Here is a 21906-nt window from a genome sequence, read left to right on the forward strand (position 1 = left end):
CTACAATTCGCCGCGCGCCGCCAGCGCGCGGATGCGGTCGCCCATGCGGCAGGCCAGCGCCTGGATCGTCAACGAGGGATTGACCCCGCCGCAGGTCGGGAACAGCGAGCCGTCACAGATCCACAGGTTGGGGATGTCCCAGCTGCGGCCGTCGGCGTTGACCACGCTGTCCTCCGGTTCGCTGCCCATGCGGCAAGTGCCCATCAGGTGGCTGGTGTCGGTGCTGGTCCACAGGTCGTAGCCGCCGGCCGCCTCCAGCACCGCGCTCATCGACTGCACCGCATGGCGCTGCAGCCGCCGGTCGTTGTCGGAATACGAAAAGATCACGCGCGGGATCGGCAGGCCGTACTGGTCCACTTCATCGGGCACGACCTCGACCCGGTTCTGTTCGCGCGGCTCGGTCTCCGCCACCGCGACGAAGCCGGCCATGTGGTTGTACTTGAGCATTTCCTCGCGCAGGCGGGCGCCCCACAGGTGACGCTCGGTGGCCTGGATCTGGGCCCACGCGCGCGGCAATGGCCCCTGGCTCATGAAGGCGTAGCCGCCGTAGCAGTCCTTGCCGTCGTCGTTGTAGTTCCAGTGCTCGGTGACGGCCATATTGGGCGGCGCCTTGTACCAGCGGATCTCCTCGTCGTAGGTCGCCCACACGCCCGGCCCGGCGTGCGTGGTCAGGTGGGTGCCGACCAGGCCCGAGCTGTTGGCCAGCCCTTGCGAGAAACGCGGACAGGCAGAGTTGAGCAGCAGGCGCGGGGTCTCGATCGCGTAGCCGGAGACCACCACGTTGCGGGCGGGCTGGAAGCGCCAGCGGCCTTCGCGCATATAGTGGATGCCGGTGCAGCGCCCTTCCCCGTCGATGTCGATGTTGCCGGCCATGGCGAGGTCGCGCACTTCGGCGCCGGCGGCCAGCGCGCGCGGGATCCAGGTGACCAGGGCGCTTTGCTTGGCGTTGGTCGAACAGCCGAAATTGCAGAAGCCTCGGTAGACGCAGGGCGGCGACTTGCCGCCGGGTGCGGACAAGGTGGCCAGCGGGGTCGCGGCCCAGCCGATGCCGAGCCGTTCGGCGCCGCGCGCCAGCACCAGCGCGGCGGCATTCAGTTCGTGCTCGCGGTAGGGATAGCGCTCGCGCGCTGGTCCCCAGGGATAGCGCACCGGGCCGGCTACGCGCAGGGCCAGCTCGGCTTCGCGATAGTAAGGCGCGAGTTCGTCGTAGGTGATCGGCCAGTCGATGCCGTAGCCGAGCAGGTCCTCGGATTGGAACCACTCGGGCCGCATGCGCAGCGAGATCATGCTGAAGTGGACGGTGGAGCCGCCGACGCCGCGGCCGCAGTTATTGCCGCCCAGTGCGATGGGGTCGTCGCCGCCGGTGATGCGTTCATCGGTCCAGTAGAGCTTTTGCATTTCCAGTTCATCGGACGCGAAGTCGTCGAGCGGGCGCCAGAATGGGCCGGCCTCCAGCACCACCACCGAGAAACCATGCTCGGCCAGTTTGCAGGCCAGCGTGGCGCCGCCGGCGCCGGCGCCGACAATCGCGAAGTCGACCGGCTCGTTCAGCGAAAACTCGCGCATCGGCACCCAGCCGCCGGGCGTGAACACGTCGGGGGCACGGCCGTCGGCGGCACGGATCACCTCTTCGTCCACTTGGCCTCCTTGCCTTCCCAGGCGTCGCGCTGGTTGAAGTTGAGCCGCACATAGCCGCGCGGGCTGGCGGGACCGCCGAAGCCGATTTCGCTCCAGGCGTCGGGATGCGAGTAGTAATAGCCTGCGATGGTTTTCACCAGCACGGTCACGAAGAACCAGTCGGGCTTCAGGTCCTTCCAGATGTCGGCGTTGGCGCGGTCCTGTTCGAGGTCGGCCAGTAGCGCATCGGCTTCTGGCGGCTCCACCTCGGCGAAGCCGGTGTCGTGGCGGTAGCGCGCTTCGGCATCGATGGCGGCGAGGCCGCGCTGCCAGGCCCGGCGCTGGTCCGGCATGTGGGCGTAGCGGAAGCCTTCCTGCACATTGTCGTGGAGCTGGGCGTCGATCCAGGGTGTGATCGGGATCGGTTCGGCGCGGTCGGGCTGGGGCAGCACGCGGGCGCACAGGGCGTCGAGCACCTGCCATTCACGCTCGGTGAAGAAGCGGCGCGGCGGAACGTTGGACAGGCGTTCGCGGAGCACACGCCTTGTCTTGTCGTCGAACGAAGGACTATTCCATTTGTCGAGGACGTTGTAGTTCGGGTAGGCTGGCTCCATCGCCCTCCTCCTCAGCGTGCGGCGAGGGCGGCGCGGCCGGCCAGCGCGAGTGCGAGGAAGCTGGGCGGTGCGGGCAAGGGCGGACCGCTCAGCACATTCTGGCGCCAGTTGGACCAGCCGCCCATCTGCTTCGCGATGCCGTTGGCGTGGAAGGCGACGCCAATCACGCCGAGCAGCGCGGTCAGGCCGAGCCAGGCGCGGGCGAGGCGGTCGCGGGCGCCGGTGGCGGCGCGCAACAGGAAGATGGCGCCGATGGGCGGCACGGTGACGGGCAGCCACATGGCCGGGCGGTGATAGGCGCCGCGGAAATGCAGCAACGCCGCTTCGGCGGCGCTGCCGGCCATGCCGATGCCTGCCACGGCGCAGATGGCGCGGCGGCCCGGCGCGCTGCCCGGGTGCAGCTGAAGGCGCTGCGCGGCGAGGCCGAGGATGCCGGCCAGGCCGAGCGCCGCGGGCGCGCCGAGCGGGGCCGCGTAGAACAGGTTCTGCCAGCAGAAGCCGCCGGGACGGCGCGCGACGTTGTAGATATGGAAGGCGCTGCCGGCGGCGCCGATGGCGAGCGCGGTGCTGTAGATCGCGGTGCCGGGGGTGGAGCGTGCGGCGGCGAGCGCGGTCGCGAAGGAGCTTGCGAGCGGGGCGAACATGCCGGGGTTTTCGAAGCTGCCGCGCGTGTGTTCGACGGCGCTGTCGAGGAGGACGGACAAGGCTAGCAGCGCAGCCGCTTGGTAAAGGCCACCAGCATCAACACGTCGTCCCGGCGCAGGCCGGGACCCACGCTGAGCGCACTGCTTCGCGGCCTCAACGTTCGGACCACTACCCCATGCACGTCGTCCCCGCGCAGGCGGGGACCCATGGAACGTTTGAGCAGGTGGGCCTTCGGCGCCAGGCAGTGTGCTTGCGTACTCAGCATGGGTCCCGGCCTCCGCCGGGACGACGGTTTTCAGGTTAGGTGAAATACTTTGCGGCGCAGCGACGACTGCTCGACGCGAGAACAGCAAGGCAAGCACGGCCCCGCCAAGGCACACCGCGCCAAGCGCAACGGCCGTGGGCGAGCTTGCGCTGGGCGCACGCCTGATGGCCGCCTCATCCCTCATGCTTGTCCCCGGGCAGGATGCCGCTCAGGACTTGCCGCACCATCCCGCCCAGCATGCCCGACTCGTTTGGATCCCCCTTAAACGTGGCCGACGCGAACTTGCGCGCGTTCTCGAAGGTGATGTGCGACGGCAGTGGCGGCACTTCCGGGTCGGTCTTGAACTCGATCACCACCGGGCAGTTGGCCGCCAGCGCCTCCTTCCACGCCCCTTCCACCTTGTCCGGATCATTGCAGAAGATGCCCTTCAGCCCGATCAGCTCGGCAAAGCGGTGATAGGGCACGTCCGGAATCCGCTGGGTCGCCTCGAACTTCGGATCACCCTGCATCACGCGCTGTTCCCACGTCACCTGGTTCAGGTCCTCGTTATTGAACACGCAGATCACGCAGGTCGGGTTGGCCCAGGTCTTCCAGTACTTCACGATCGTGATCAGCTCGGCCATGTTATTCATCTGCATGGCGCCGTCGCCCACCATCGCGATCACCGGCCGCGACGGGTGCGCGAACTTGGCCGCGATCGCGTACGGCACCGCCGCCCCCATCGAGGCCAGGCTGCCGGACAGCGAACACTCCATGCCCGGCCGGATCTTCAGGTCGCGCGCGTACCAGTTGGCGCAGGAACCGGAATCGCTCGTGATGATCACGTCCTTCGGCAGCTGCGGCGACAGCTCGTAGGCCACGCGCTGCGGATTGATCGGGTCGGCCTTCGCCAGCGCCCGCTCCTCCAGCGTCTTCCACCACTCGCGCACGTGCTTTTCGATGCGTTCGCGCCACGGCCCGCCGGCCGGCCTGTCCTTCAGCAGCGGCAGCAGCGCGCGCAGGGTGGCGCCGGCGTCGCCGTGCAGGTTCACTTCGCAGGGGAAGCGGATGCTGAGCATGGCCGGGTCGATGTCGATCTGCACCCCGCGCACCTTACCCTGCTTCGGCAGGAACTCGCTGTAGGGGAAGCCGGTGCCGACCATCAGCAGGGTGTCGCATTGCATCATCATGTCGTAGCTGGGCTCGGTGCCGAGGTAGCCGATCGCGCCGGTCACCCAGGGCAAATCGTCCGACAGCACGGACTTGCCGAGCAGCGCCTTGGCCACGCCCGCGTTCAGCTTGCGCGCGATGGTCTCCACTTCGTCGGAAGATCCGATGGCGCCGGCGCCGACCAGCATCGCGACCTTGCTGCCGGCATTGAGCACGTCGGCGGCGCGGCGCAGGTCGGCGTCGTGCGGCAGCACGGTCGGGCGCACATAGCCCATGCCGGACTGCACCGAGCCGTGGTGGCGCGGCGGGTCCTCGTAGGGCATGTCCTGCAGGTCGCCCGGCAGCACCAGCACCGACACGCCGCGCCGCGCCATCGCGATGCGCAGGCAGGAGTCGACCAGGTGCCGCACTTGCGACGGCGCCTCGGCTTCCTGCACGTATTCGGCGACGTCCGAGAACACGCGGTCGAGGTTGAGTTCCTGCTGGTAGTGCGCGCCGCGCGCCGTGCGCGGGGCCTGGCCGGTGATCGCCAGCACCGGCATGTGGTCGAGCTTGGCGTCGTACAGCCCGGTGAGCAGGTGGGTGGCGCCGGGGCCGCCGGTGGACAGACACACGCCCAGCTCGCCGGTAAACTTGGCGTAGGCGCAGGCCATGAAGGCCGCCATTTCCTCGTGGCGCACTTGCACGAAGGTGATCTTGTCCTTGCCGAACCGCTGCAGCGCCCCGAGCACGCCATTGATGCCGTCGCCGGGGTAGCCGAAGATGCGGCGCACGCCCCAGTCATATAAACGCTCGACGATGAAGTCTCCGACTGTCTTGGCCATGATGAGGATTCCTTTCCGTTCAGGGACGAATGCACCATTCGTCCGGTGATTGTTGAAATGGGGAGAGCAGTTCGCAGCCAGCGGCCGTCACGGCGACCATATTGCAGTCGCGCGCGCCACCCCAGCCGTCGAGGTAGACGCCGGGCTCGATGTTGAACACCATGCCTTCCTCCAGCACTTCGTGCGAGGCGGGATGGATGCGCGGCGGCTCGTTGTGGTCGATGGCCGCGAAGCCGACTCCGTGCCCGAGCGCATGCTTGAAGGCGGCGCCGTAGCCGGCCTGCTCCAGCACGCCACGGGCGGCGCCGTCCACTTCGCGCGCTGGCACACCGGGCCTGATTTCGGCCAGCGCCGCGTCGCGCGCCCGCGCCAGGCTGTCGAAAATGCGGCGCAGCGGCTCACCGGGTTCGCCGATGACATAGGTGCGCGTGAGGTCGGTCCAGTAGCCGTCCGCATAGGAGTTGCAATGCACCAGCACAGGCACGCCTTCCGCCAACGGTGTCGCGTGCGACTGCTGGAAGGCGGCCCAGGCGCCGGCGGCGTTCGCGCCGGACATACAGTAGAAAAAACTGTCGGCCCTGCTCACGGATGGCTGGCGCGTGGCGCGCTCGGTGTAGGCGCGGCGGAAACCGGTCACGGTGTCGGATTCCGGCACGCCGGCACGCAGCTCGGCGGCGCCGCGCCGGTAGGCTTCGGCCGCGATGCCGCAGGAGGCGCGGATGCCATCGAGCTCCAGCGGCGTGGGCCGCATGCGCTGGGCGGCCAGCAAGTCATCGGCGGCGGCCAGCGTCGCGTGCGAAAAGGTTTGCGCCAGCCGCGCGCGCAAGGCGTTGCCGAACACGTACAGCGAGGGATAGCCGGCCGGCAGGTGGGCCGGGCCCATTTCGATGCCGATCTTCTGCAGGGAGCCGGCGCGCGGCCTCAGGATCGCCTCGACCGTGCCGAACAACGCGGCGGGCACCGTTTCCAGCTTGTCGAGCGAGCCGAGCTGGTAGGTCTCGATGCGGTCGGCCCAGCCGCGGCCGGCCAGCTCGCGCGCGTCCTCCGGCACCACCAGCGCCACGCGCGGCTCGTCGGTGACGACCGCGATCGCGTTGCCGGTGACCGGCCAGAATCCGCTGACCAGCAGGACGTTGAGATTGCGCGTGCAGACCAGCGCCGACATGCCCTGCTCGCGCATCGCCGAGCTCAGCCTTTCCAGTCGTTCCGCGGGTCCGGGTTGCGTTGCAGTCATCGTCTGGTGTCCACAGGCCGAAAGAACATTTGAACAAAATGGTAGTCCTGTTTTCCGGGCCGCGGCGTACGCTTCCGGTCAGAACCAGCGGCGCCTGGGCCGCAAGCTCAGCGCCAGCATCGGCGCGTCGCGGTACAGCTGCGCATGGCAGCTCAGGCAGATGTCGGTCGACGGCAAGCCCGCGAAGCGCGATTTTTCAACGGAGGTGTGGCAATAGCGGCAGTCGATGCCGTCGTCGCTCACGTGGTGCTGGTGGCTGAAAGGAATCGGCTGTTCCACCACGGTGCCGCCCGCCGACGGCGAGCTCATGCGCCAACGCGCCAGGAAAACCGCGCCCAGCAATGCAAAGAGGCAGGCGATGAAGCCGAGCTTGAGCGCAAGAACGGTAGCAGGGTGAAACGCCTGGGCCATGGTTGACGGTCGGAAGTTCGAACGAAAACAGATAGCCGCAGGGGTCTAATATTTCAGTATTTCATCCCTTGACCTTGCCCCTGTCGGAAGGACTACACTGGTCAAAATATCACAGCGTGATTGATGATGCCGAACGTTACCGTACTGCCACATCCCGAGTTCGCGCCGGACGGCGCCAGCTTCGAGGCCGAAGGCCCGAGCTCCCTGTGCGACGCCCTGCTCGACCATGGCGTGGAAATAGAACATGCTTGTGGGAAGGTCGGCGCCTGCACCACCTGCCACGTGATCGTGCGCGAAGGCTACGATTCCCTGAACCCGCCGGAAGAAGACGAAGAGGACATGCTCGACCGCGCGTGGGGCTTGGAGCCGGCCTCGCGCCTGTCATGCCAGGCCATCATTGGCGACCAGGACCTCGTGGTCGAGATCCCGCGCTACTCGATTAATCTGGAAAAAGAAAAAGGCTGAGCGGCAACCGTCAGGCTGCCATCCCAGCGCTTGTGGTATTGCTGCGCGGCCAGCCGGCCGCGCGAAGGGTTTGGATCAGTCCAGCTTCCAGGCGTAGTCGACGCGGGTCCAGGTCTGGGCCGGCGCGCCGTCCTTGGTGCCCGGCTTGAACTTGCACGCGGCCAGGCCTTTCAGCGCTGCCTTGTCCAGGTTCTTCGAGCCGCTCGACTTTTCCAGCTTCGAGTCGGCCACGCTGCCGTCCGTGTTGATCAGGAAGGACATCGACGTCGTGCCTTGCTCTTCGTTCAGCAGAGATGCCTTCGGATACTCGACCTTGCACTTCGACGCATCGAAGCTGGCGGGCACTTCACCGGCGGCGGCCAGGCCGGCCACACCGGCCAGGACCAGGCCCGCAAAGACATTCACATAAGGCTTTTTCGTAGACATACCATTTCCCTCTAAATTTTTGCTTATTGGTTGTTGCTGTACTGCTTAGAATTCTTCCCACTCGTCGCCTGCCGTCGCGGCGGTGGCGGGGGCTTTCGGCCGGGCCGGCGGCTCGGCGCTGTCGGCGCGCGCGGCCGCCGGCGCGGCGGCGGCGGGCTTCTTGATCCCGGCGCGGTTGCCGGCGCGGCGGGCCGGCGCGCGCACCACCGCCGGCACGCTGGCGGCGACCGGCGCGGCCAGGGCCACCGACGGTTCAGTGCGGTGCGCGTCGTTCTCGTCCAGTTTGAAGATGCTGACCACGCGCGACAGCTCGCCGGCCTGGTCCTGCAGGCTCTGCGCGGCGGCAGCGGCCTCTTCCACCAGCGATGCGTTCTGCTGGGTCATGCTGTCCATCTCGATGATCGACAGGTTGACCTGTTCGATGCCGGCGCTCTGCTCGGCGCTGGCGGCGGCGATGTCGCTCATGATGTCGGTCACGCGCTTAACGCTCGACACCACTTCTTCCATCGTCACACCGGCCTGGCCGACCAGCTTGCTGCCGCGTTCGACCTTCTCGACCGAATCGCCGATCAGGGTCTTGATCTCTTTTGCCGCGGCAGCCGAGCGTTGCGCCAGATTGCGCACTTCGGATGCCACCACCGCGAAGCCGCGGCCCTGCTCGCCGGCGCGGGCGGCTTCCACCGCCGCGTTCAGCGCCAGGATGTTGGTCTGGAAGGCGATACCGTCGATCACGCCGATGATGTCTGCAATCTTGTTAGCCGAGCTATTGATCTCGCCCATGGTGCCGACCACCTGCGACACCACTTCACCACCCTTGCGCGCGACGTCCGAGGCGCTGGCGGCCAGCTGGTTCGCTTCGCGGGCGTTCTCGGCGTTCTGGCGCACGGTGGTGGTCAGTTCTTCCATCGCCGATGCGGTCTTCTCCAGCGAGCTGGCCTGCAGTTCGGTACGCGAGGACAGGTCCAGGTTGCCGGCGGCGATTTCGCGCGAGGCGGTGCCGATGGTCTCGGTCCCGCGGCGCACCTGGGCCACGATGTCGACCAGGCTGTTGCGCATCTCGCGCATCTCGACCAGCAGGCTGCCGCGGTCGTTGACCGGGGTATCGATGCGGATCGACAGGTCGCCGTGCGCGATGCTGCCGGCAATGCTGGCGGTGTAGCCAGGCTCGCCGCCCAGTTGCTTGAGCAGGCTGCGCGAGATCACCCACGCGGCGGCCACGCCCATGGCCACGGCCAGCCCCAGCATCACCAGCATGAAGTTACGGGCATTCGAGAACGCGGTTTCGGCGTCGGTCTGGGCCTGGGCATTGAGCTTCTGCTCGAGCGCGGCCAGCTGCTCCAGCGAATCCATCCACTTCTTCTGGGCCGGACGGATTTCCTTGATCATCACGCGGGTGGCGTCCTCGGCCTTGTTGGCCAGGTACAGCTCGGATGCCTTGCCGATCGCCGGCATCGCCACGCCTTCGGCTTCCTTCACGGCCGCCAGCAGGGTCTTTTCCTGCTGCGACGATTCGGCCGCGAACTTGGCGTCCAGCTTGGCCTGCACTTCGTCGTATTTGCGGGTCTGTTCCTTGAACTTGTTCAGTTCAGGTTCCATGTCGTCCGCGCTGGTCATCAGGGTGAGGGTGCGCAGGGACGTGACGCGTTCGCTGACGTTGTTGCGCATATCGACCACGAGCCCGGTCACGACGTTGTTCACGCCGACCACGTGGTCGAGGCGGTCCTGAATCTGCGCCATGCGCAGGATGCCGACAACGGTCACGACGACCAGCAGCACCAGCACCAGGGCAAAACCGAGGCCCAGGCGCATTCCGACCTTCATATTCGTCAAATTCATTTGGTCCCTTCTCTCTCTCTCTCTCACTTTTGATTGATCGCCCGCTGCTGCATCGACAATGGTATTGTCAATTTTGCTTCCGCAGAGCAACTAGCGTATTTGTGTGAGAATAATCCAAAACACTGGCCGTGTAGAAAGATTTAGTAGAGCCCCGTAAGTTTGTTACGGGTTCACAACAATCATTACAGGATTGACCATTCGCGGCGGCAGAACCGGAATTATAGAGATGAGTGTTTCCTTACGGCAAGCAAAATGTTGTCGTATTAATGTAAGGACAAGAGAATTGTGGTGCGCGACCGACAGGCCGCGCCGGTTCAGGCCGCGCGCGGCATGCGGGCGGCGGCTTCCAGCAGCAGTTCCGGATTGCCTTCTGCCAGGCGCTTCGGATCGGACAACATCTGGCGGAACGCGCGGGCACCCGGCAGGCCGGACATCAGGCCCAGCATGTGGCGCGTGATGCTGTTCAGCTTCAGGCCGTGCTTGCCGTACTCGGCCAGCTCGCGGGCGATGTAGGGAATCATCGCCTCCAGCACCTGTTCGCGGGTCTTCGCGGGCGCGGCATCCCCGTAAAAGCGCTGGTCCCAGCCGGCCATCACCCACGGGTTGTGATAGGCCTCGCGGCCCAGCATGACGCCGTCCACGTGCTCCAGGTGGCGCGCGATCTCGTCGTCCGACTTGATGCCGCCGTTGATCAGGATTTCCAGGTCGGGGAACTGGCGCTTGAGGTCGTAGGCGACCTCGTATTTCAACGGCGGGATCTCGCGGTTTTCCTTCGGCGACAGGCCCTTGAGGATGGCATTGCGGGCGTGGACGATGAAAGTCTTGCAGCCGGCGTCGGCCACGGTGCCGACGAAATCGCGCACGAAGCCCGCATCCTCGATATTGTCGATGCCGATCCGGTGCTTGACCGTCACGTCGATCGACACCGCGTCGCGCATCGCCTTGACGCAATCGGCCACCAATTGCGGCTCGGACATCAGGCAGGCGCCGAACGCGCCCTTCTGCACCCGCTCGGACGGGCAGCCGCAGTTCAGGTTGATCTCGTCGTAGCCCCACTGCTCGCCCAGGCGCGCGCTGTGCGCCAGCTCGGCCGGATCGCTGCCGCCCAGTTGCAGGGCGACCGGATGCTCGATCTCGCTGTAGCGCAGGTGGCGCGCGACGTCGCCGTGGACCAGCGCCCCCGTGGTCACCATTTCCGTGTACAGGAAAGTGTGGCGCGTGATCTGGCGGTGGAACACGCGGCAGTGGCGGTCGGTCCAGTCCATCATGGGCGCAACCGACAGCCTGCGCGCGCCGGGTCTGACCGGAGCGGCGGGAACGGTGCGGGATTCGATGGACATCTTGTTCATGGCTGGAAACTGCGGAAAGCGCGACGGCAAAGCCGGCCATTTTACCGCAAGCCGGCCCAGCGGGCTTGGCGCTCCCGGTACGCTCACGCCCTTGATGCTACACTGATATGAGGTATTCATTTCGAAGCAGCATGTCCCTGATCCCACCCGCCGATCTTCACCTGCGCAGCTACGGCCGCGGCCTCCCGCCGGACCGCCACGCCTTCGCCCAGCTGGTGCTGCCGCTGAGCGGCGAGCTGCTGCTCGACATCGACGGCCGGGCCGGGCGCGCCGATCCGCTGCGCATTGCCTTCGTCGATACCGGCGCCTGGCACTCCACGTTCGGCGATGCGCCCAACCGCTCGATCATCCTCGACCTCGACCTCGGCACTGTCGTCCCGGCGGTGTCGGAGCGCCTGCGCGAACGGCAATTCCACGACATCGGCCCCGCGACCCGCAAGCTGGTCGAGTTCATGGGCCTGATGGCCGATGGCGGCAGGCTCGCGCCCGGCGTCCTGCATGGCTGGGTGCCGCTGCTGCTGGACGCGCTTGCGCTGGATGCTCCGCGCCCCGCTTCGCGCCTGGCCGTGCTGCTGGCCCGCATCGAAGCGGAGCCCGGCCTGCCGTGGACGACGGAGTCGATGGCCGCCGCCGTCGGCCTGAGCGTCAGCCGGCTGCACGCGCTGTTTCGCGAACAACTCGACACCACCCCGCACGGCTGGCTGCAGGCGCACCGGCTCGCCCGCGTGCGCGAGTGGCTGGCCAGCACCGAGCTGCCGATAGCCGAGCTCGCCCTGCGCGCAGGCTTCTCGGAACAAAGTGCCCTCACCCGCGCCTTGCGCAAGGCTTCCGGCCTGACGCCGGCAGCGTACCGCCGCCAAAGCCGGGAGAACGGGTCAACTCGGCAGTAGACCCGGTCAAGACTTCCCGGCGCGGCCACGGCATCATCGCTGGCTCGGGGGAATTAATTTCATGCATCGATTCGCATCACAGAACATCTTGCTCGGCGTTGGCGCGGGCGTACTGGCCGGCGCCTTCTGGGGGCTGGTCTTCCTCACGCCCGAACTGACGCGCGGCTTCCTGCCGATCCAGCTGTCGGCCGGGCGCTACCTGGCCTACGGCGCCATCGCGGCGGCCCTGCTCGCACCCTCCTGGCGACGCGTGATCGCCATCCTGAGCTGGAAGGAATGGCGCGCCCTGTGCTGGCTCAGCTTTACCGGCAACATCATCTACTACGTGTTCCTGGCGAACGCGGTGCGCCTCGGTGGGGTGGCCATGACCTCGCTGGTGATCGGGATGCTGCCGGTCACCGTGACGCTGGTCGGCAGCCGCGACCACGGCGCGGTGCCGCTGGCGCGCCTGCTCCCATCGCTGGTGCTGAGTGCGGCCGGGCTGGTCTGCATCAGCTGGCCTGCGCTGTCCTCGGGGCCGAAAGCTTCATTCGTCGGCCTGCTGTGCGCGATCGGCTCGCTGGTGTCGTGGACCACCTACGCAGTCGGCAACAGCCGCTGGCTGGATCGCCTGTCGCATGTCACGGCCCACGAATGGAGCTTGCTGACCGGCGTCGTGACGGGCGCGCAAGCGCTGCTGCTGGCGGTTCCCGCTTTCCTGCTGACGTCGATCGCGCACACGTCGTCCGAATGGCTCTACTTTGCCGGTGTGATGAGTGCGGTGGCCCTGTTCTGCTCGGTGATCGGCAACGCGCTGTGGAACCGCGCCAGCCGCCTGCTGCCACTGACCATGTCCGGGCAGTTGATCGTGTTCGAGACCCTGTTCGCGCTGCTGTACGGCTTCCTGTGGGAAGCCCGCTGGCCGACCGCGCTGGAAACGCTGGCGATGGTACTGCTGGTGGCCGGCGTGCTGTCATGCGCCTCCGCCCATCGCCCCTCGGAAGTCCACGCGGAATAAAACCTGCCAACGAAAAAAAACCCGCGGCCTTCGCAGGCAGCGGGTTTTTTATTGAGCAGCGAACGCTTACGCGGCTTCGCGGCTGGCCTTCTTGCGCTCGTGTTCCTTCAGGAAGCGCTTGCGCAGGCGGATGCTCTTCGGCGTGATCTCGACCAGTTCGTCGTCCTCGATGAACTCGACCGCGTACTCCAGCGACATCACGATCGGCGGCACCAGGCGCACGGCTTCGTCGGTGCCCGAGGCGCGCACGTTAGTCAGCTGCTTGCCCTTGATCGGGTTGACCACCAGGTCGTTGTCACGCGAGTGGATACCGATGATCATGCCTTCGTACACCGGGGTGTTGTGCTCGACGAACATGCGGCCGCGGTCCTGCAGCTTCCACAGTGCGTAGGCGACGGCCTGGCCGTCATCCTGCGAGATCAGCACGCCGTTGCGGCGGCCGGCCAGTTCGCCCTTGCCGTTGTCGACCGGCGAGTAGGCGTCGAACACGTGGCTCATCAGGCCGGTGCCGCGGGTCAGGGTCATGAAGTCGCCCTGGAAGCCGATCAGGCCACGCGCCGGGATGCGGTACTCGAGGCGCACGCGGCCCTTGCCGTCCGGTTCCATGTTCTGCAGGTCGCCACGGCGGCGGCCCAGTTCTTCCATCACGCCGCCCTGGTTGACTTCTTCGACGTCGACGGTCAGGTTCTCGTACGGCTCGCACTTGACGCCGTCGATTTCCTTGAACACGACGCGCGGACGCGACACGGCCAGCTCGAAGCCTTCTCGGCGCATATTTTCCAGCAGGATGGTCAGGTGCAGCTCGCCACGGCCCGACACTTCGAACACGGTGTCGTCCGGGGTCGGCAGCACGCGCAGCGCAACGTTCGACTTCAGTTCGCGTTCCAGGCGGTCGCGCAGCTGGCGGCTGGTCACGAACTTGCCTTCGCGGCCGGCCAGCGGCGAATTGTTGACCATGAAATTCATGGTCAGGGTCGGCTCGTCGACGGTCAGCATCGGCAGCGCCTCCGGCACGTCCGGTGCGCACACGGTCGAACCGATGCCGATATCTTCGATACCGTTGATCAGCACGATGTCGCCGGCAACGGCTTCATCGACCAGCACGCGCTCCAGGCCCTTGAAGTTCAACACCTGGTTGATGCGGCCCTTGATCGGGGTCGAGTCCGGACCGTTCATGATGACCACGTCCTGGCCGGCCTTGATACGGCCGCGGCTGATGCGGCCGATGCCGATCTTGCCCACGTAGGACGAGTAGTCCAGCGAGGTGATCTGCATCTGCAGCGGGCCGTCCGGATTGTCTTCACGCACCGGCACGTATTTGAGGATCGCTTCGAACAGCGGCTTCATGTCGCCGTCGCGCACGTCTTCGGTCAGGCCGGCGTAGCCGTTCAGGCCCGAAGCGTAGATGACCGGGAAGTCGAGCTGCTCGTCGGTTGCGCCGAGCTTGTCGAACAGTTCGAAGGTCTGGTTGATCGCCCACTCGGCGCGTGCGCCCGGACGGTCGATCTTGTTCAGCACCACGATCGGCTTCAGGCCCAGCGCCAGCGCCTTGCGGGTCACGAAGCGGGTCTGCGGCATCGGGCCTTCCTGGGCGTCGACCAGCAGCAGGACCGAGTCGACCATCGACAGCACGCGCTCGACCTCACCGCCGAAGTCGGCGTGGCCCGGGGTGTCGACGATGTTGATGTGGGTACCTTCGTACTCGACCGCGCAGTTCTTCGACAGGATGGTAATACCGCGTTCCTTTTCGAGGTCGTTCGAGTCCATGACCCGGGTATCGACCTGCTGGTTTTCGCGGAAGGTGCCCGACTGACGCAGCAGCTGGTCGACCAGGGTGGTTTTACCGTGGTCAACGTGGGCGATGATTGCGATATTACGAATCGCGCGTTTGGTTTGTGACATTGTCTATCCAGCGTGAGAGAGTGGCGGGAGTACGGACGGGCCAGGACTGCCGATTTAGCATAGCCGGCTAGTATAACACGGTTGCGACATGGGCCTGTAGCCCGGTGTGGCGAAAACGCGTGGATTTTCAACGGCTTGTGGTTCCGGCTCCGCTTTTCGCGGCGGATGCCGGCCGTTTCCGTCTCAAAACGCTGGCAGCGACGATGCTTGCGCGGGGTCATATCCGTACCCATGCCCTTCAGTAACATCCTTCCGATAGGCAAAGCCGACGCGAAAGGAATGTTCCGATGACCAAGGCGCTACCCGAATTTGCATCGCTCGGCCTGTTCGGGACGGGGCTCGCCCAGCACGCCCGGCTGATCACGATTGCAACAAGCCAGCGCAGCGGACTGCCCGAGTCGCTGGTGGTCGAGCAGTTCACGGGGCGGGAAGCGGTCAACGAACCGTTCTGCTTCGAGGTCGACGCGCTGAGCGTGTCCACCGACCTTGAGCTGGCGCGGTTTATCGGTGAGGAGATGACGATCGGCCTGCTGCAGCCGGATGGCAGTCGGCGCGCTTGGCACGGCATCTGCACTGCCGCCTCGTGGCTCGGCGCCGATGGCGGCGTGGCGCGCTACCGGCTGCGGCTGGAGCCGGCGCTGTCGCTGCTGGGCTTGAGGCGCGATAGCCACATCTTCCAGGACAAGGATGCGCGCGGCATCGTGACGGAACTGTTGTCGGATTATCCGCTGGTGCGGTTCGAGTTCGACATCACGCAGGCGCTGGCGGTGCGGTCCATTTGCACGCAGTATCGGGAAACCGATTTCGAATTCTTCGTACGCTTGCTGGCATTGGAAGGATTGAGCTGGCGCTTCGAGCACGATCCGGAGGACGGCGGGTGCCACCGTCTGGTCATCTTCGACAGCATGGCGCAAGCGCCTGTCTCAGGCGGCGTTCGATTTCATGGCGTGCGCGCCACGGAAACCGATGACGCCATCGATGAATTTCGCGCGCGCCGCCAGGTTGCGGCGAACGCGGTTTCGATCAGCAGCTGGGATCCGTCGAAGCTGACGGCGCCTGCGGCCGAGCAATGTTCGCACCTGAACGTGGGCGAGCTACCGCAACTGCAGGTCTACGACGGTAGCGGGGAGCGGATTGCGAGCGACAGCGCGCGCCATCACAGCGACCTGATGCTGAAGGCGCTGGAGCTGGAAAACAAGGTCTTTGAAGGCGCCGGTGCGGTACGGCGAATGGCCACTGGCCATGCGTTCGAACTGACGCAGCACGAACGCTATCCGGACGGCGAGAACGCCTTCACCGTGCTGTGGGTGCGGCATGAGGCGCGCAACAACCTGCAGGCTGCGGGGATCGCGTCGGCCGCACCTCGGGCGGCGGAACAGGGAACCTATCGCAACACGTTTGCCTGTGTGCGCGATGTCGTCGCCATTGTGCCGCCGCAGACTTCGACCCCGCATGCTTCCACGGCACTTGGCCCGCAGACTGCGCTCGTGGTCGGCCTGCCCGATGCGATGTCCACGACGACGCGTGACCACCAGGTGAAGATCCAGTTCGCGTGGCAGCGTGGCGCGCGTCCAAACCCGGGCGGACAGGCCCACGACACCGATCGCGATGGAAACGCGCCTGGCGATGACAGCTCCAGCACCTGGGTACGCGTTGCCGAGGCGCTTGCCGGTCCCAACTGGGGCACGCAATTCACGCCACGCATCGGGACCGAAGTCCTGGTCGACTTCATCGAAGGCGACATGGACCGGCCGCTGATCGTCGCGCAGCTCTACACGGGCTCGGACTTGCCGCCCTTCTCGGCCGGCGTCGATTCGAATATTGGTCATGCTGGCGTGCTATCCGGGATCCACAGCACCAGCTTCGACGGCAGTGGTTTCAATCAATGGCAACTAGACGACACACGCGCCCAGTTACGCACCCGGCTGGCCACCAGCACGGCGTCGACGCAGCTGAACCTGGGCTATCTCGTCGACCAGCTGCCCGGTTCGGCTGAGCGTGGATGCTACCGCGGTAGCGGCTTCGAGCTGCGTACCGAAGCCTGGGCGGTCGTGCGCGGTGGTGAAGGCGTGCTGTTGTCTACGCGCGCGAGGCCGTCGCTCGGCAGCGGCGTGACATCCACGCAGATGGAGGTCGCGGAAGCCGTCTCGCAAATGAAGGGGGCGCAGGCTTTGGACCAGGTGATGTCCGGCGCGGCAGCCCAGCAGCAGGCCCTGTTCAGCAAGGACGCTTCGCAGGCGCAGGCCGACTTCATCGAACAGATCGATCCGAAGGCAAAGGGGAAATATGTCGGGCCTGTGAATGGCCAGCAGGCCTTGAAAGCGAAAAGCGGCAGCCGCGATCTGGATGCGGGTAGCCCAGTCGAAAAATTCGGCGCGTCGTTCGTGTTAATGGATTCGGCGGCCAACATCAATTGGGCCACGCCGGCATCCACGGCGATCTACGCCGGGCAGCAACTGCACTGGACTTCGCAATCCGACGTGCATGTCGCAGCCGGGTACACCCTGTCGTCGGTGGCCGGCAACGCTGCAAGCTTCTTCAGTCACGCCGGAGGAATCAAGGTCGTTGCGGCGAATGGACCCGTGTCGCTTCAGGCGCATACGGATCAACTGGAAATCCTCGCTGATGGCGAAGTGACCGTCATCTCAGTCAATGACAGCATCGAAATCGCAGCAAAGCAGAAGATCGTGCTCCAGGCCGGCCAATCGGCAATCACGCTCGATGGCGGCGACATCAGGTTCGCCTGTCCGGGGAATTTCTCGGTCAAGAGCGGCCAGCATCTTTTCGACGGTGGCTCACGCCACTCGGCGAACCTGCGCAACCTGCCTGGCGAATTAGCTCCGCAAGCCAGGCACTGGATCGCACTGAACTACATCGATCCCGAGTCAGCCGAGGGGATCCCGGACGTGGACTATCAAATTCATTTCGTTGGCGGCCCGGTCCTGACTGGAACGCTCGACAAGAACGGCAAGGCACTGCACGAGAACGTGGCGAACAAGCCGGTAAAGAAGGTCGTGTACGTGCCGCGAAAGCCGATCAAAGAGCAGCCTCATCCGCCACTTGAGATGCTCCTTCAAATAAACGGCTGAGTCGGAGGGTTTGCATGGCAAGTGCAAATACTACCCAGATGCGTGATGCGCTGGCGTGGACCACCGAGTCCGCGGAACAAGCGCAAGAACCGAGCTCGAATCCCTTCGTTTGGCTGTGGGAAGCGATCGAGGGCGATTTCAATGAAAACCGGTCGACAAAACAGTTATTGGTCGATGCAGGGATTTCAATGATCCCACTGGTTGATCAGGTCTGCGATGTACGAGACCTGATTGCAAACTGCAGGAAGCTTTCAAAAGAGCCCGGTGAGGCAAGTGGCTGGATCGCGTTGGCGCTTACGCTGATCGGGCTTTTCCCAACCTTGGGGTCCTTGGCGAAAGGAGTCCTCAAGATCTTTTTCGGTTTTGTCGGGCGCGCCGGGGGCCATGCGGCGCACGAAGCGATAAACGCGGCAATGAGCTGGGTTATCTCCTTCCTCAGGCGAAAGGATGTTCAAAAATACCTCAAGGCGCACAACGCGGACAACTGCTTCAAGTGGTTGGCCGAGGAGATCAGGCTCATAAGGTCCAAGATCAATCCTCGCGAGCTCATAGCCGCCTTCGATGGAGCCATTACGGTCCTCAAGGAACTTGCCGCCAAAGTCGAGTTCGTCCCCGTCCTCGGTGGAAAGGCCAAGGCTTGCGTCGTTGAGATACAAAAAATCCGATCACTGGCAGACGCCAAACTGGCACAAGCCTTGAGGCCAGTGCAGGACTGCATCGACACCATCGTGCATCGCCTAGAAATGCAAGCGCTGGAAGAGCAACGCGGCATCATCGACGTCGCCAACATCCACTTCCGCGGCGCGCTGCCAGAGAGCGCGGCCGTAGCGCTGATGCGGAAGCGGAAGCCGTCGTGGCTGACACCGGCAAAGAAATCGACATATTCCGGGCTAAACCCCAAGTCGGCGCGGGGGACCATTGAGAAAAAAACCAAACGAAAAGACGCATCCGGAGCACCGCGAGATCCCAAAGAGATTTTTCCTGAACTTACGGATCAGAACATCCAATCGTTTCATACGCTAGCTGCCGACACAATCAAGGGACCTGCGCGCCTGTATAGAATCCTGTCGCCGAATAGTCGAGCGATGAGTGAGTGCTGGATATCCGAAGAAGTATTCAAGAAGATCCAGCGTTCGTCTGATCCAAAGGCTGAGTGGCGAAAGCATTTGGCAGTATGGCCAGATTGGAATGCGGACGGTCAGTTTGTGATTTACGAGATCAAAGCCGGAGAATCGCTGAATGTATGGCGCGGGATTGCGTCAAGTCAGCAACGCGGTACGTTGCCAGGATACGAGCTGGAGGGTGGCTTTGAACAGATCATTTTTAGTCTTTCGCGCACCGATCATCGGAATGACACATTGCTCTACTATCCGGTGATCGCAGGTAAGCAAGCTCGGCTCGGCAAACCAATGACACAGGCCGAAGTTGACGCGACCACTGCGCACCTGTCCCCACAACAAAAGCAGGCGTTCTTTCAGTCCCATCTATCCCTGAGGGCCCAGATCAGCCATCCCAATATACATGGGCCGTTCGAGACAGGGTGGGGATATAGTGAATTCGACGGCGCAGGCACGTCTTCGAAAATTGGCCTCCCGGCGCTACCGGGACAAGTGACAGCAAAGGCGAGGTGAACGATGATCAAAGCGACTGCGCAATGCAATGGCTTCAGCCTAACGGCATGGCAGACAAAGCAGGCTGCCATGCTGTACTTTTTCACGTCAGAAGAGTATCTGCGAAAACTGCATAAGATGGTATCCGATCTTCTTACTGGATTAGTCGATCCGCTGCTGGAACTCGCAAAAGCACAAGACCGGGACCGTCTCTTCAGGGATCCAATTTGGGGCAACAGAAATACGTCAGAAAACTGGTCCAATCATGCGTGGCCTTTCCTCAAAGATCTGCAAGCTTCACTTGCTCAAGCAGTTGCTCGTCGTGCAACAAATCGCTTCCAGGTTAGTGGCGTAAACGAATGCCTTCGGGGAATTTACGAATACTCACTCGACTGGACTACGCCCTCTGAAGAAGAAATGTTAAAGGTCGCGCTCAGCACTATTAGCAAGACGGCCAACGAATTTGACGATACTGTTAACGAGTATGAGAATAGATGGGATGATTTCTGCTTCGCTTACAGCTATCCAGCGTTCGAATCGCTCACTCATCGAATCCCAAAGTTCCGGGTCAGGCCTGATTCCCAAGTCGAGACCGGAGCGCTTCCGGCTCGGACCGGTGTTTATTTTTCACCCGACGAGCCTCATGCGTCATTACAATTCGCTTGGGCGGAGCACGGGGGAGTGAGGCTTCGTCTTGCAAACACCTTCAATGAACTGGGCTTGGCCGCGCTCGCAGCCGTTGGACGTAACACCCTCTGGTTCGATGAAGAGAAAATGCTTCGGTTCGTCCTGTCAGAACCTTTGGCCCGAGGTATTCGGCATGAGGTTCTTTCTGATGGAGAACCTGAGGCCTCGTTAGCTCCGTCCGCCGTCGCCCGATCCGCTTTCACGAGTAAAGAATGCACTTGGATGCTTGTCGAACCAATTCCCGGTGAATTCGAAGACCTCAGTGTGCCAAGTGGTTCGACGCCGTCGCCAACGCCGGGCATAAGGAAATTCAAGGCGGGCCAGGCATGCACAGAGTCCGGCTTCTACTTCACACCGTCTTCCCCGGGTTCGCGTCGGCACTTTGCAAGAGGGGAGCAAATGCCGAGCGTGAACTCGGGATATGGGGAAACGATCTGGCAGTGGGATGCAGACCAGCGATCGTAAGCGCGGGTCGATGGCAACTCAATCCGGTTTGGCGATCAGACGCTCTGGCGCGAGAATCGAATACTCCTGCAAGATCGCGGTGCCGAGCAGCTTGTCCGCCTCGTACACGCGCACCCTGCCCTGCTCCGCCGGCACCGTCACCGGTTCCTTGCCCAGCGCGAGCCGCTGGCCGTTGAGGAAGCGCTTGGCTAGCTCCGGCGTCAGGTCGACGCGCGGGAAGGATGACAGCAGCGCATCCACCGGCGCCAGCAGCGAGCGCGGATCGGGGTGGGCTTGCAGGTCTTCCAGCGTGATCATATTCTCGGCCATCAGCCCGCCGACGCCGGTGCGGCGCAGCGCGTTCAGGTGCGCGCCGCAGCCGAGCGCGGCGCCGATGTCCTCGCCCAGCACGCGCACATAGGTGCCCTTGCTGCAGGTAACGCGGATCTTCAGCATCGGCGCTTCGTAGGCGATGAATTCGAGTCCGTGGATCGTCACCGGCCGCGCCTCGCGCTCCAGCGTCACGCCTTCGCGCGCGTACTCGTACAGCGCCTTGCCGTCACGCTTCAAAGCCGAGTACATCGGCGGCACCTGCATGATCGGCCCGCGAAAGCGCGCCAGCGCCGCTTCGATCTGCTCGAGCGTCACGTCGACCTCGCGCCGCTCGATGACGTCGCCTTCGGTGTCGCCGGTATTGGTCATGATGCCCAGGTGGACCGTCGCCTCGTAGGTCTTGTCGGCTTCCAGCAAGTCCTGCGAGAACTTGGTCGCCTCGCCGAAGCACAGCGGCAGGAGACCGGTCGCGAACGGGTCCAGCGTGCCGGTGTGGCCGGCCTTCTTCGCGTTGAGCACGCGCTTGGCCTTGATCAGCGCGTCATTCGAGGACAGGCCAACCGGCTTGTCGAGCAGTAGCACGCCATCGACCAGATCGCGCGCTTTCTTGATCGGACGCTCGCTCACTCGGAATCCGCGTCTTCGTCGGCGTTGGCCTCTTCCGCCGGACGGGTGGTCGCCATCGCCTGGTCGATCAGCGCCGACATCGCCATGCCGCGCATGGTCGAGGTGTCGTGGATGAAGTGCAGCTGCGGCAGCGTGTGGATGTGCAGGCGCTTGCCGAGCAGGTTGCGCAGGAAGCCGGAGGCCTTGTTCAGGCCGGCCAGGGTGTCGCGCACCGCTTCCGGGCTGTCCTTGAGCAGGGTGAAATAGACCTTCGCGTGCGCGTAGTCGGGCGTGAGCTGCACTTCGGTGAGCGTGATCATGCCGACGCGCGGGTCCTTCAGCTCGAAGCTGATGAGCTCGGACAGGTCGCGCTGGATCTGGTCGGCGACGCGCTGGCCGCGCTGGGGGATGCTTTTGCTGTGTTTTGCCATTGTTTTTATCCTGTCCCATGTTGGATGCGAAGCACATCTGCGGTGGCCTCTTCAGCAAACTCAGCATGGGTCCCCGCCTGCG

At 64.4% G+C, this 21906-nt stretch carries 18 protein-coding genes; 6 read left to right on the plus strand and 12 right to left on the minus strand.

Features of this window, described 5'->3' with window-relative positions; genetic code table 11:
- The 6 genes from NX778_RS14895 to NX778_RS14920 form a co-directional block, all read right to left on the minus strand.
- Positions 1-1566, minus strand: coding sequence for a GMC family oxidoreductase (locus NX778_RS14895; protein WP_258812578.1), 1566 nt, complete (start codon positions 1564-1566; stop codon positions 1-3).
- A 56-nt stretch (positions 1567-1622) separates the two neighbouring features.
- Positions 1623-2231: a gluconate 2-dehydrogenase subunit 3 family protein gene (locus NX778_RS14900; protein WP_258812536.1), complete on the minus strand. Its 609-nt coding sequence runs from the start codon at positions 2229-2231 to the stop codon at positions 1623-1625.
- 11 nt (positions 2232-2242) lie between these two features.
- Complete coding sequence (locus NX778_RS14905) at positions 2243-2935, minus strand: hypothetical protein (protein WP_258812537.1); 693 nt, start codon at positions 2933-2935, stop codon at positions 2243-2245.
- Positions 2936-3314: 379 nt separating this feature from the next.
- Positions 3315-5114, minus strand: a complete 1800-nt coding sequence (locus NX778_RS14910; RefSeq protein WP_258812538.1) for a thiamine pyrophosphate-requiring protein — start codon at positions 5112-5114, stop codon at positions 3315-3317.
- A gap of 19 nt (positions 5115-5133) precedes the next feature.
- Positions 5134-6348 carry a M24 family metallopeptidase gene (locus NX778_RS14915; RefSeq protein ID WP_258812539.1) on the minus strand — a complete coding sequence of 405 codons (1215 nt, stop codon included), beginning with the start codon at positions 6346-6348 and terminating at the stop codon, positions 5134-5136.
- Between the two features lie 78 nt (positions 6349-6426).
- Positions 6427-6759: a cytochrome c3 family protein gene (locus NX778_RS14920; protein WP_258812540.1), complete on the minus strand. Its 333-nt coding sequence runs from the start codon at positions 6757-6759 to the stop codon at positions 6427-6429.
- Between the two features lie 126 nt (positions 6760-6885).
- Here NX778_RS14920 and fdx point away from each other — a divergent pair, with 126 nt between their 5' ends.
- Positions 6886-7224 carry an ISC system 2Fe-2S type ferredoxin gene (gene fdx / locus NX778_RS14925; RefSeq protein ID WP_258812579.1) on the plus strand — a complete coding sequence of 113 codons (339 nt, stop codon included), beginning with the start codon at positions 6886-6888 and terminating at the stop codon, positions 7222-7224.
- 75 nt (positions 7225-7299) lie between these two features.
- Here fdx and NX778_RS14930 read toward each other — a convergent pair whose 3' ends face one another.
- From NX778_RS14930 to dusA, 3 genes are all read right to left on the minus strand, one after another.
- Complete coding sequence (locus NX778_RS14930) at positions 7300-7650, minus strand: energy transducer TonB (RefSeq protein ID WP_258812541.1); 351 nt, start codon at positions 7648-7650, stop codon at positions 7300-7302.
- A 45-nt stretch (positions 7651-7695) separates the two neighbouring features.
- Positions 7696-9486 (minus strand): methyl-accepting chemotaxis protein, encoded by a 1791-nt coding sequence (locus NX778_RS14935; protein WP_258812542.1) that lies wholly within the window; start codon positions 9484-9486, stop codon positions 7696-7698.
- A 314-nt stretch (positions 9487-9800) separates the two neighbouring features.
- A complete protein-coding gene (dusA, locus tag NX778_RS14940; protein ID WP_370661336.1) occupies positions 9801-10835 on the minus strand; it encodes a tRNA dihydrouridine(20/20a) synthase DusA in 1035 nt (344 codons plus the stop codon).
- 131 nt (positions 10836-10966) lie between these two features.
- Here dusA and NX778_RS14945 point away from each other — a divergent pair, with 131 nt between their 5' ends.
- A complete protein-coding gene (locus NX778_RS14945; protein WP_258812543.1) occupies positions 10967-11725 on the plus strand; it encodes a helix-turn-helix transcriptional regulator in 759 nt (252 codons plus the stop codon).
- 61 nt (positions 11726-11786) lie between these two features.
- Positions 11787-12722: a DMT family transporter gene (locus NX778_RS14950; RefSeq protein WP_258812544.1), complete on the plus strand. Its 936-nt coding sequence runs from the start codon at positions 11787-11789 to the stop codon at positions 12720-12722.
- Positions 12723-12788: 66 nt separating this feature from the next.
- Here the strand turns inward: NX778_RS14950 and typA are convergent, their stop codons facing one another.
- Entirely contained in the window at positions 12789-14624 is a 1836-nt protein-coding gene (typA, locus tag NX778_RS14955; RefSeq protein WP_258812545.1) for a translational GTPase TypA, read from the minus strand.
- Positions 14625-14911: 287 nt separating this feature from the next.
- Between typA and NX778_RS14960 the strand changes: the two genes are divergently transcribed.
- Genes NX778_RS14960 through NX778_RS14970 form a run of 3 tightly spaced genes read left to right on the plus strand, consistent with a single transcriptional unit; the run spans position 14912 to position 20475 of the window.
- The gene (locus NX778_RS14960; protein WP_258812546.1) at positions 14912-17713 is read left to right on the plus strand and encodes a type VI secretion system Vgr family protein; all 2802 of its coding nucleotides are present in this window, start codon (positions 14912-14914) and stop codon (positions 17711-17713) included.
- Positions 17714-17727: 14 nt separating this feature from the next.
- Positions 17728-19344: a hypothetical protein gene (locus NX778_RS14965; protein ID WP_258812547.1), complete on the plus strand. Its 1617-nt coding sequence runs from the start codon at positions 17728-17730 to the stop codon at positions 19342-19344.
- Between the two features lie 3 nt (positions 19345-19347).
- Positions 19348-20475, plus strand: a complete 1128-nt coding sequence (locus NX778_RS14970) for a hypothetical protein (protein ID WP_258812548.1) — start codon at positions 19348-19350, stop codon at positions 20473-20475.
- An 18-nt stretch (positions 20476-20493) separates the two neighbouring features.
- On the opposite strand, the gene truB is transcribed toward NX778_RS14970, so the two are convergent.
- Both truB and rbfA read right to left on the minus strand, forming a co-directional pair.
- Positions 20494-21414, minus strand: a complete 921-nt coding sequence (gene truB, locus NX778_RS14975; RefSeq protein ID WP_258812549.1) for a tRNA pseudouridine(55) synthase TruB — start codon at positions 21412-21414, stop codon at positions 20494-20496.
- Complete coding sequence (gene rbfA, locus NX778_RS14980; RefSeq protein WP_258812550.1) at positions 21411-21824, minus strand: 30S ribosome-binding factor RbfA; 414 nt, start codon at positions 21822-21824, stop codon at positions 21411-21413. The genes truB and rbfA overlap by 4 nt, the downstream gene beginning before the upstream one ends.
- Between the last annotated feature and the right edge of the window lie 82 nt (positions 21825-21906).

Source organism: Massilia terrae, from assembly GCF_024753145.1.
Classification (GTDB): Bacteria; Pseudomonadota; Gammaproteobacteria; order Burkholderiales; family Burkholderiaceae_D; genus Telluria; species Telluria terrae.

Bases quoted from the DNA above. Each gene is read 5' to 3' on its own strand.
- NX778_RS14895 (WP_258812578.1), bottom strand. From the start codon at position 1,566: ATGCGCGAGTTTTCGCTGAACGAGCCGGTCGACTTCGCGATTGTCGGC.
- NX778_RS14900 (WP_258812536.1), bottom strand. From the start codon at position 2,231: ATGGAGCCAGCCTACCCGAACTACAACGTCCTCGACAAATGGAATAGT.
- NX778_RS14910 (WP_258812538.1), bottom strand. From the start codon at position 5,114: ATGGCCAAGACAGTCGGAGACTTCATCGTCGAGCGTTTATATGACTGG.
- NX778_RS14915 (WP_258812539.1), bottom strand. From the start codon at position 6,348: ATGACTGCAACGCAACCCGGACCCGCGGAACGACTGGAAAGGCTGAGC.
- NX778_RS14920 (WP_258812540.1), bottom strand. From the start codon at position 6,759: ATGGCCCAGGCGTTTCACCCTGCTACCGTTCTTGCGCTCAAGCTCGGC.
- fdx (WP_258812579.1), top strand. From the start codon at position 6,886: ATGCCGAACGTTACCGTACTGCCACATCCCGAGTTCGCGCCGGACGGC.
- NX778_RS14930 (WP_258812541.1), bottom strand. From the start codon at position 7,650: ATGTCTACGAAAAAGCCTTATGTGAATGTCTTTGCGGGCCTGGTCCTG.
- NX778_RS14935 (WP_258812542.1), bottom strand. From the start codon at position 9,486: ATGAATTTGACGAATATGAAGGTCGGAATGCGCCTGGGCCTCGGTTTT.
- dusA (WP_370661336.1), bottom strand. From the start codon at position 10,835: ATGAACAAGATGTCCATCGAATCCCGCACCGTTCCCGCCGCTCCGGTC.
- NX778_RS14945 (WP_258812543.1), top strand. From the start codon at position 10,967: ATGTCCCTGATCCCACCCGCCGATCTTCACCTGCGCAGCTACGGCCGC.
- NX778_RS14950 (WP_258812544.1), top strand. From the start codon at position 11,787: ATGCATCGATTCGCATCACAGAACATCTTGCTCGGCGTTGGCGCGGGC.
- typA (WP_258812545.1), bottom strand. From the start codon at position 14,624: ATGTCACAAACCAAACGCGCGATTCGTAATATCGCAATCATCGCCCAC.
- NX778_RS14960 (WP_258812546.1), top strand. From the start codon at position 14,912: ATGACCAAGGCGCTACCCGAATTTGCATCGCTCGGCCTGTTCGGGACG.
- NX778_RS14965 (WP_258812547.1), top strand. From the start codon at position 17,728: ATGGCAAGTGCAAATACTACCCAGATGCGTGATGCGCTGGCGTGGACC.
- NX778_RS14970 (WP_258812548.1), top strand. From the start codon at position 19,348: ATGATCAAAGCGACTGCGCAATGCAATGGCTTCAGCCTAACGGCATGG.
- rbfA (WP_258812550.1), bottom strand. From the start codon at position 21,824: ATGGCAAAACACAGCAAAAGCATCCCCCAGCGCGGCCAGCGCGTCGCC.